Here is a 10,017-nt window from a genome sequence, read left to right on the forward strand (position 1 = left end):
CACGGACCATCCGGCGATCGGCCAGGCTGCCGTGGTCTCCCACCACGACCAGTCCGGCAGCACCCGCCTGATCGCCTACCTCGTCCCCGACACCGACGGATCGACGGGGGACGAGGAGGAGCGGGACCAGATCGGTGAGTGGCGGGATCTCTACGATTCGTTGTACTCGGCGCCCGGTTCGACGCTCGGCGAGGACTTCTCGGGCTGGAACAGCAGTTACGACGGTGAGCCGATCCCGCTGCCCGAGATGCGGGAGTGGCGTGCGGCCACGCTCGAGCGGATCAGGGCGCTCCAGCCCGGCCGTGTGCTGGAGATCGGTGTCGGCACCGGTCTGCTGCTGTCCGGACTGGCACCCGAGTGCGAGGAGTACTGGGGCACGGACTTCTCCCCGGTCGTCGTGGAGGAGCTGAGGCGTCATGTCGACGCCGTCCCCGAGCTGGCCCGGCGGGTCAGGCTCCGGGTGCAGGCCGCCCACGAGCACGGCGACCTTCCCCACGGGCACTTCGACACGATCGTGCTCAACTCGGTGGCCCAGTACTTCCCGAATGGCGGATACCTGACGCAGGTCGTCCAGCAGGCCTTCCGCCTGCTCGCGCCGGGTGGCGCCCTGTTCCTGGGCGACCTGCGCAATCCGCGATTGCTGCGGACCTTCGCCTCCGGTGTGCAGGCTGCACGTGCCGAGGACCGGAGCGACACGGCCGCGATCCGCCGTGCCGTCGAGCAGAGCCTGGTCCTGGAGAAGGAACTCCTCGTCGACCCCGAGTACTTCAGCGCCCTCGCCCACCACCTCCCCGACCTGGCGGGCACCGACATCCAGCTCAAGCGCGGCACCGCCCACAACGAACTCACCCGCTATCGCTACGACGCCACCCTCTACAAGACCGGCATCACAGCCCACCTCCTCGACGACGCCCCCACCCGACCCTGGACTCGTGACCTGGGCGCCCTCGCCGAGCATCTGGACAGCGCGCGGCCCGACCGGCTGCGCGTCACCGGGGTACCCCACGCGCGCATCGCGGCCGACCTCGCCGCACAGCGTGCGCTCGAGTCCGGGACGGCACCGGACGTCCGGGACACGGCCGACGCCGATCCGGAGAACTTGCACCGCCTGGGCGAGAAGTACGGGTACTGGACGGCGATCAGCTGGAACGGGCACGACCCGACCACCCTCGATCTCACGTACGTCAAGCGCGAACTGCTCGGCGAGGGGGTGCCCGTCGGTGCCTACGCACCCACGGGCGCGGCCGGCCCCGGCACGCCGACCTCCTCCTGGACCACCAGTCCGGCCACCGGCCGGAGCACCGGTGCCCTGCTCGTGGCCGTACGAGAGCACCTGCGCCGTCGGCTGCCCGAGTACATGCGCCCCGCCGCCGTCGTTCCGCTCGACCGGCTGCCGCTCACCTCCAACGGCAAGCTCGACCGTGCCGCGCTGCCGGTGCTCGAACCGGAGAGCGCCGACATCGGGCGGGCGCCGGCCACCCCGCAGGAGCAGGTGGTGTGCGAACTGTTCGCGGAGGTCCTCGGTCGACCGGTGGTCGGTGTGAGCGAGGACTTCTTCGACCTCGGCGGGCACTCGCTGTTGGCCACCCGGCTGATGGCTCGGCTACGCGCGGCCTTCGGCGTCGAGCTGGGCGTGCGGAGCCTGTTCGAGGCGCCGACACCGGCGGGCATCGCGGCCCGGCTCGACGTCGACGACGCGGACGGCTCGTACGAGGTGATGCTGCCGCTGCGCACCGGGGGCAGCAGGCCGCCGCTGTTCTGCGTCCATCCGGGCGGGGGCATCAGCTGGTCGTACAGCGCGCTCATCAAGCACCTGGGGCCGCAGTACCCGCTGTACGGCATCCAGGCCCGCAGTCTGGCCCGGCCGGAACCCCGGCCCGCCACCATCGAGGAGATGGCGGAGGACTATGCCGACCAGATCCAGAGGGTGCAGCCGCACGGGCCGTACCACCTGGCCGGCTGGTCGTTCGGCGGGCTGTGCGCGCACGCGCTGGCCGCGGAGTTCCAGCGGCGCGGCGAACCTGTGGCACTGGTCGCGGTGCTCGACGTGATCCCCGACTGGCAGGGTCTCACCCACGCCGATGTGCCCGCCCCGGACGACCGGGTGATGCTGCTGTACCACGTGGGTCTCGTCGACGACGGCAGTCATCACGACGACGAGGAGATGACCTTCGCCAAGGCGCGGGAGATCCTGCGCCGCCAGGGCAGCGCGCTGGCCAACCTGGAGGAGGACCGGCTCACGACGATCGCCGAGATCTCGGCGAACAACACCCACCTGACCGTCGACTACCGGCCCGGCCCGATCGACGGAGACCTGCTGCTGATCGCCTGCTCGCAGGAGCAGGACCCGCCGGTGACCGCCGGGGCCTGGCAGCCGTACGTGCGCGGCTCCGTCGAGGCCCATGTGGTGCCCGGCGACCACGGGTCGATGCTGACCCGCCCGGACACGCTGGCCGAGATCGGCCGCATCCTCTCGGCCAAGCTCCACGACCTCACCGGCGACGAGTGACCTTCGAGGGCCGCCCACCGGGAACCCGCCGTCCGCTGTCCGCGAGGACCGACACCCGAGGACTGACACTGATGCTGACCGACGTGCTCTCCGTCGACGTGGCCAGGGCCCTGGCCACCGTGGACGAATGGCTGAGCGAGTACATCCGCCGACCCCACGGCGAACTCGGACGCACCGGCCCGGTGTGCCCGTTCGTCGAACCCGCCCAGCGTGCCGCCGCGCTGGAGATCCGCGTCAGACTGGTCGGCCCCACTCCAAGCCAGACCCTGATCGACGAGATCGTCCGTTGCGGCCTCGACGAGTTCAGCGAGGTCGACTGGAAGTCCGGCAACCCGAATCTGCGCTCGCTGCTGCTCGTCCTGCCGGACCTGCCGGCCGAGCACCTGCACCTGTTGGACGCGGCGCACACCGCGCTGAAGCCGGAGAGTGTGCGCCGGGGGTTGATGATCGCGCAGTTCCACGAGAAGTGCGCGGAGAAGGCCGCGCGCAATCCGGCCTTCGAGGTGAGCCACGCACCGGTGCCGATGATGGCGGTGCGGTCGATGGCGATCCACGACGTGCTGTTCCTGGCCGACCGGCGGCAGTGGTTCGAGGAGTACGCGAGCCGTTTCGGAGCCCGCTACCGCAGCGGGTCGCACGGCATCGATCCGCTGCTGACCGAGGTGTACGAGCGGGCCCGTGCCGCCTACGCTCCGGGGACCTGAGCGCATGCGCGGCGCACCGCCGGCCGGAGCCGCCGTGTACCGGGACATGGACCAGGCCACGCTGGACCGGCAGTACTCGCCGAGTTCCCGTGTGGCGAGCCTGGACGCCTACCTGCGCGCGTACGAGCGGCTGAGCGAGGCCGCCCGCCGGGCCCACCCGGTGCGGACCTCTCTCGCCTACGGCCCGCACCCGGCGGAGAGACTCGACTACTTCCCCGGACCGGGAGCCGCTCGGCCGCCGCTGCTGGTGTTCGTGCACGGCGGGAACTGGCAGGCACTCGGCCGCGCCGAATCGGCCTTCCCGGTACCGCCGTTGCTGGCCGCCGGCGCGGCGGTCGCGGTGATCGAGTACGGGCTGGCGCCGGACGTCGGCCTGGACGCGATGGCGGGCATGGTGCGCCGGGCCGTGGACTGGCTGCTGCGGCACGCGGACGGGCTCGGGTTCGCCCCGGGCCGCCTCCATCTGTGCGGCACCTCGGCCGGTGCGCACCTGGCCGCCATGGCCCTGCTGCCCGATGCGTCGGCCGGCCCGGACGTGTCCGGCCGGATCACCGGGGCGGTGCTGCTCAGCGGCATGTACGACCTGGAGCCGGTCCGCCTGTCCTACATCAACGACGCGCTGCGGCTGGACGAGGCGGCGACCCGCCGCAACAGCCCGATCCTTCGACTGCCGGCGCGGCTGCCCGAGACGGTGATCGCCCGCGGCGGGAACGAGACCGAGGAGTACGTCCGCCAGCACGACCGGATGGTCACGGCGCTGCGCCCCCGGGCAGCGGTGACGGAGGTCGTCGCCGATCGGCGCGACCACTTCGACCTCCCCTACGACCTGGGCGTGCCGGGCACCGTGCTGGGCGACGCGGTCCTGGCGCAGATGGGACTGGAAGGAACGACCGCATGACCACCGAACAGACGCCCCGGAGCCCCGTGTGCCCGCTGTCCGTCGGATCCCCGTCGGACACCACCCCGTACGCCCACTACGCGCGGATGGACGAGCTGCTGGCGTTGCAGCATCCGCTCAGCTCGGCCCCTACCGAGCCGGGGTTCATCGTCATGAGCCAGGTCAAGGAGCTGCTGTTCAAGCTGCTGCACATTGAATTCGGCACTGCGCGCGACCAGTTGGCGGACGACCTGCTCGACGACGCGCTGTGGACGCTGCGCCGCGCCGCGCGGGTGCAGCAGGTGCTGCTGGTCTCCTGGGAGACGTTCTCCGTGCTGTCCCCGGTGGAGTTCGCCGGGTTCCGGGACGTCCTGGGGTCGGCCTCCGGCTTCCAGTCGGCCGGCTACCGGCGCCTGGAGTTCCTGCTCGGCAACAAGGACCCCGCGATGGCCGCGCCGCACCGGGACACGCCGGGCTACGACGCGGTGGTCGGCCAGCTGCACGAGCCGAGCCTGTACGACGCCGCGCTCGCGCTGCTGGCGCGGCGCGGGCTGCTCACGCCGGACGACTCCACGGACCGGGACGTCACCCTGCCGTACCGCTGCGGCGCGGAGGTCGAGGAAGCCTGGCGGTCGGTCTACCGGGACCCCGTCCGCCATCGCGACCTGCATCTGCTCGCCGAGGCGCTGATGGACACCGCCGACCAGTTCGCGCGCTGGCGCTACACCCACCTGGTGACCGTGCAGCGGATGCTGGGCGCCAAGCCCGGGACCGGCGGCACGGAGGGCGTGGTCTGGCTCGCCCGGATCAGTGAGCACCGCTTCTTCCCGGAACTGTGGTCGGTGCGCTCCACGCTCTGACCGGGCGCCAAGGGGCTCCCCCGCGGACGGCCGGGACAGGCGGACATGGACGACACGAGACAAGGAGGGCCGATGGTGAGCGGGATCCCGCGCACGGTGGCCGAGGAACTGGACGCGGCCGATCCGCTCGCCGCGTTCCGCGAGCGGTTCGTCATCGCCGATCCGGAGCTGATCTACCTGGACGGCAACTCGCTGGGCCCCCTGCCCGCGGCCACGCCGGGGGTGCTGCGGGAAGTGGTCGAGAAGGGCTGGGGCGGGGGACTGGTGCGGTCGTGGCAGGGCTGGATCGACTGGGGCGCCCGGCTCGGCGACCGCCTCGCCGAGCACGTACTCGGGGCCGCACCCGGTGAGGTGGTGATCTCCGACTCCACGTCGGTCAACCTCTACAAGCTGGCCGCCGCCGCCCTGGACGCGGCACCGGGGCGCGGCACCGTCCTGATGGACGCCGAGGACTTCCCGACCAACCGGTACATCGTCCAGGGTCTGGCCGAACAGCGCGGGCTGCGGCTGGTGCGGCTGCCGTCCGACCTGGACGGCGGCCTCGACCTCGACGCGCTGCGCTCGGCACTGAACGGTGACGTCGCGCTGGTGGTGCTGTCCCTGGTGTCCTACCGGAGCGGCGCGCTGCTGGACATGGCGCAGGTGAATGACCTGGCCGACGCGGCCGGCGCGCGGGTGGTGTGGGACGTGTCGCACGCCGCCGGAGCCGTCCCCGTCGACCTCGGCGGCACCGGAACGGAACTCGCCGTCGGCTGCACGTACAAGTACCTCAACGGCGGCCCGGGTTCACCCGCCTTCCTCTATGTGCGGCGCGACCTGCAGTCCCGGCTGCGGCAGCCGGTGTGGGGCTGGTACGGGCAGCGCGGGCAGTTCGAGATGGGGCCCGACTACGACCCGGTGCCGGGCATCGAGCGGTTCCTGGTGAGCACCCCGCCGCTGGTGTCGCTGGCGGCGATCGATCCCGCCCTGGCCCTGGTCGAGGAGGCCGGCCTGGCGCGGATCCGGGCCAAGGGGCTGCGGCTGGGCCGGCTGGCCGACGATCTGGCGGACGCCTGGCTCACTCCGCTGGACTTCCGGGCCGCCTCACCCCGCCCGCCGGAGCGGCGCGGTTCGCATCTGTCCCTGTACCACCCCGACGCCTGGCGGATCTGCCAGGCGCTGGCCGCGGACGCGAAGGTCGTCTGCGACTACCGGGTCCCGGACCGGCTGCGTATCGGTCTGTCCCCCTTGGTCACCCGGTTCACCGACGTCTGGGACGCGCTGGCCCGTATTCGCGACGTCGTGACCGAGGGCGCCTACGCCTCCCGGCCCGCCGGCCTCGCCCGGGTGACCTGACCCCCGCCTCCCCGCACACCACCCCCTCCACCTCAGCCGATTCGGAGTGCCCATGGCTCACACATCCCCGCTCACCACCGACGGACTGGTACAGATCCTGTTCGGCTCCTCGGCCTTCCAGATGCTCCGCGCGGGCAGCGACCTGGGCCTGTTCACCCTGCTGCACCGGCGGCCGGGCCTGACCCCGCCGGAGATCGGCCGGGAACTCGACCTGGAGGAGCGGCCGGTGCAGATCCTGCTGCTCGGCACCACCGCCCTCGGACTGACAGTGCGTCAGGGCGACGGCTACGAGAACGCCGATGTGCTGAACGGTCTTCTGGCGGAAGGCACTTGGGAGATCATCGAGGATCTCGTCGAGTACGAGGAGCGGATCGTCCGGCCCGCCGAGGTGGACTTCGTCGCGTCGCTGCGCGAGAACACCAACGTCGGCCTGCGACGGATCAAGGGCACGGGGGAGGACCTCTACCACCGGCTGTCCGCGAACCCCGAGCTGGAGCAGTTGTTCTACCGCTGCATGCGGTCCTGGTCCCGGCTGTCCAACCCCGTGCTGGTCGAGAAGGCCGACCTCACCGGAGTGCGGCGCGTGCTCGACGTGGGCGGCGGTGACGGCGTCAACGCCATCGCCCTCGCGCAGGCCAACCCCGGCGTGGAGTTCACCGTCCTGGACCTGCCCGGCACGGTGGAGATCGCCCGCGAGAAGATCGCCGAACACGGCCTGTCCGACCGGATCTCCGTGCGGTCCGCGGACATCTTCGCCGACACCTACCCGACAGGCCACGACTGCGTGCTCTTCGCCAACCAGCTCGTGATCTGGTCGCCGCAGGAGAACATACGGCTGTTGCGCAAGGCGCACGCGGCGCTGCCGGACGGCGGGCGGGTGCTGGTGTTCAACGCCATGTCCGACGACAGCGGGGACGGCCCGCTGTACGCGGCCCTGGACAACGTCTACTTCGCGACACTGCCGGCTGCCAGCAGCACGATCTACCGGTGGGGCCAGTACGAGCAGTGGTTCGCCGCGGCCGGGTTCGTGAAGCCCGAGCGGCTGCCCGGCGGCCGGTGGACGCCGCACGGCGTGATCAGCGCGGTCAAGTGACGCCCCAGCGAGCACCGGAGCCGACCATGTCTTCCACGTTCCAGGACGCCCCGCCGGCCGACGGGGGAGCGGCGTGCCCCGCCGGCCCGCACATGATGGATCCCGACCTGCTCGCGGACCCCTTCGGCGGTTACGGCCGGCTGCGCGAGCAGGGCCCGGTCCTCCGCGGCCGGTTCGTGGACGGCACCCCGGTGTGGTTCGTGACCCGCTACGACGACGTCCGCGCCGTGCTGCGCGACCCACGGTTCGTCAACACCCCCTCCCACGTGCCCGGCGCACAGGGCGCGGATCCGCGCGAGGGGATGATGGAACTGCTCAAGGTCCCCGAGCACTTACGGATCTACCTGCTCGGATCCATCCTGGACAGCGACCCGCCGGACCATCCGCGGCTGCGCCGCCTGGTGACCCGGGCGTTCACGGCCCGCCGCATCCTCGACCTGCGTCCCGCCATCGAACAGATCGCCGACCGGCTGCTCGCCGAATTGCCCCACCGGGCGCAGGACGGCACGGTGGACCTGCTGGAGCACTACGCCTATCCCCTGTCGATCACGGTGATCTGCCGGCTCGTCGGGATTCCCGAGGTCGACCTCGAGCGGTGGCGGGAGTGGGGCGGGGACCTCGTGTCGATGCGGCCCGAACGCCTACAGCACTCCTTCCCCGTGATGATCGACTACTGCCATCGTCTGATCGAACAGCGTCGCGCCGCGCTCAGGGACGATCTGCTGAGTGAGCTGATCCGGGCACAGGACGACGACGGCGGACGGCTCAGCGACACGGAGATGGTCACCATGGTGCTCACCCTGGTGCTGGCCGGCCATGAGACGAGCACGCATCTGATCGGCAACGGCACCGCGGCCCTGCTCACCCACCCCGACCAGCTGGCACGACTCAGGGAGAACCCGGCGCTGTTCCCGAGAGCGGTGCACGAGCTGATGCGCTGGTGCGGCTCGGTGCAGGTGGCCCGACTGCGCTACGCCGTCGAGGACCTGGAGATAGCCGGCACGCGCATCGCCCGCGGTGACGCGGTCCAACCGGTGCTGGTCTCCGCCAACTTCGACCCGCGGCACTACACCGACCCGGACCGGCTGCACCTGACACGTCAGCCGGACGGGCAGGCCGAGAACCACGTGGGCTTCGGCCACGGCATCCACTACTGCCTGGGTGCGACGCTGGCCCGGCAGGAGGGCGAGGTGGCGCTCGCCCGGCTGCTGGCCCGCTACCCGGACCTTGCGCTCGCCGACGGCGATCCGGAGCACGACCGTGCCCGGTTGCCCGGCAGTTGGCGGCTGAACGTGTTGCGCCTGCGGCTCGGAGCATGATCCGAGCCGCAGCACTGAGGGCTCCGCGGTCTGCACCGTGGAGCCCTCGGCCCTTGGGGGGCGGGAGTCGCGCCGTCAGGCGTCAGGTGGGTCGTTCCCCACGGCGATGGCCTGGACGGGGCAGGACAGGGCGGCCTGGGTGACCTGCCGCGGGGTCGCCGTCTGCGCCCCGTCGGGTACGAGGGCGGCGTACCCGTCGTCGTCCTGGGTGAACACGGTGGGTGCCGTCAGCGTGCACTGCCCGGACCCGATACAGGTGCGGTGGTCGATGTGGATCTCCATCGAGGGCGGTCTCCGGTGGTCGGGGGCGTCAATGACCGAGCTCGTGCGCGGTGGCACGGTCGAGCGTCAGCAGGACCCACTCCTCGAAGTCCCGGTCCCCCCTCGATGCGGCCTCCCGCCAGCGCTGGACATGGTCACGGGGGGCGCTGATCCGGAGCTGGCTGGCCGGTGCGGGTCCGGTCGGTCGGTTCTCTCTGCGGCTCTCCCGTAGCCGCAGCCGGAGCTGGTTGCGTGACCAACCGTGCTGTTCCGCCTGGTCGAGCCAGTTGTCGGCCTCCGTCGGCGGTAGGGAGGCGACCTCGGCGTGGTGGCCGAAGCTCAGCGTCTCGCGCCGACGCCAGAGCTCGAAGTGGCGTGCCACCCATGCGTAGTTGCGCAGCGTCTGGTAGTCGAGACCCGCGGCCTGCACTCCGGTCTGGTAGCGGTCGGCGTAGCGGTCCTGGCCGTAGACGAGCCAGTCGCCCAGGCACCAGGCGGAGGAGTCGGCGATCTGGAAGATGTGCTGCCCGGCCTTCTCCCATCGGTCGTACGTGAGGCTCGTCGGTATCTTGAGGCCGACCCGGGTGGTGAAGATTCGTTCCTGCCCGCCCGGTCTGCGGGGGCGGGCAGCCTCGGCCACTCGGCGGCCGGCTGGTAATTGACGGTCACTCCGGTCGTACTTGGCGATGTGCTGCACCGGCTTTCTCCTGAAATCGGGGCATGATACATCTCGCACCATTTACCGCGCCCTCGCGTCACCAAGGGTGCAAACTCAAAAAATGGTAATCACTGTCCGAGATAGCGTCAATGAACGTTTCCGGCCAGCGGTGGCCGATGGAGGGTAATCGGCTCCTATGGCGATCGCTTCGGGGAGTGCGGCACGTGCCGAATCGTGGGGGGCCGCCCCCGCCCCCCCCCCCCCCCCCCGGGGGGGGGGCCGGGGGGGGGGGGGGGGGGGGGGGGGGCGCCCCCCGCCCCCCCCCCCCCCCCCCCCCCCCCACCACCGTGTGCGGCTCCGGAGAGGGTGCCGCGGCCAGGGCCGCGCACAGCGCGTCCCGG

The 10,017-nt window shown here is 71.6% G+C and carries 9 protein-coding genes; 7 read left to right on the plus strand and 2 right to left on the minus strand.

The window, feature by feature from the left end; all coding sequences use genetic code 11:
- The 7 genes from ACIBA9_RS37890 to ACIBA9_RS37920 all read left to right on the plus strand — a co-directional run.
- Positions 1-2,509: alpha/beta fold hydrolase (locus ACIBA9_RS37890; protein ID WP_399370294.1), on the plus strand; the 2,509-nt coding region annotated here is incomplete at its 5' end.
- A 71-nt stretch (positions 2,510-2,580) separates the two neighbouring features.
- Positions 2,581-3,213, plus strand: coding sequence for a DUF6875 domain-containing protein (locus ACIBA9_RS37895; protein WP_399370296.1), 633 nt, complete (start codon positions 2,581-2,583; stop codon positions 3,211-3,213).
- A 4-nt stretch (positions 3,214-3,217) separates the two neighbouring features.
- Complete coding sequence (locus ACIBA9_RS37900) at positions 3,218-4,111, plus strand: alpha/beta hydrolase (RefSeq protein WP_399370300.1); 894 nt, start codon at positions 3,218-3,220, stop codon at positions 4,109-4,111.
- Complete coding sequence (locus tag ACIBA9_RS37905; protein ID WP_399370302.1) at positions 4,108-4,950, plus strand: tryptophan 2,3-dioxygenase; 843 nt, start codon at positions 4,108-4,110, stop codon at positions 4,948-4,950. The genes ACIBA9_RS37900 and ACIBA9_RS37905 overlap by 4 nt, the downstream gene beginning before the upstream one ends.
- A 72-nt stretch (positions 4,951-5,022) precedes the next feature.
- Positions 5,023-6,285 carry a kynureninase gene (locus ACIBA9_RS37910; RefSeq protein ID WP_399370304.1) on the plus strand — a complete coding sequence of 421 codons (1,263 nt, stop codon included), beginning with the start codon at positions 5,023-5,025 and terminating at the stop codon, positions 6,283-6,285.
- Between the two features lie 52 nt (positions 6,286-6,337).
- Entirely contained in the window at positions 6,338-7,378 is a 1,041-nt protein-coding gene (gene acmL / locus ACIBA9_RS37915) for a 3-hydroxy-D-kynurenine methyltransferase AcmL (protein ID WP_399370306.1), read from the plus strand.
- A gap of 26 nt (positions 7,379-7,404) precedes the next feature.
- The gene (locus ACIBA9_RS37920) at positions 7,405-8,697 is read left to right on the plus strand and encodes a cytochrome P450 (protein WP_399370308.1); all 1,293 of its coding nucleotides are present in this window, start codon (positions 7,405-7,407) and stop codon (positions 8,695-8,697) included.
- A gap of 75 nt (positions 8,698-8,772) precedes the next feature.
- Here ACIBA9_RS37920 and ACIBA9_RS37925 read toward each other — a convergent pair whose 3' ends face one another.
- Both ACIBA9_RS37925 and ACIBA9_RS37930 read right to left on the minus strand, forming a co-directional pair.
- Complete coding sequence (locus ACIBA9_RS37925; protein WP_399370310.1) at positions 8,773-8,979, minus strand: ferredoxin; 207 nt, start codon at positions 8,977-8,979, stop codon at positions 8,773-8,775.
- Positions 8,980-9,007: 28 nt separating this feature from the next.
- A complete protein-coding gene (locus ACIBA9_RS37930) occupies positions 9,008-9,598 on the minus strand; it encodes an LmbU family transcriptional regulator (protein WP_399370312.1) in 591 nt (196 codons plus the stop codon).
- Between the last annotated feature and the right edge of the window lie 419 nt (positions 9,599-10,017).

Origin of the sequence: Streptomyces sp. NPDC051452 (assembly GCF_044454765.1) — a bacterium.
Classification (GTDB): Bacteria; Actinomycetota; Actinomycetes; order Streptomycetales; family Streptomycetaceae; genus Streptomyces.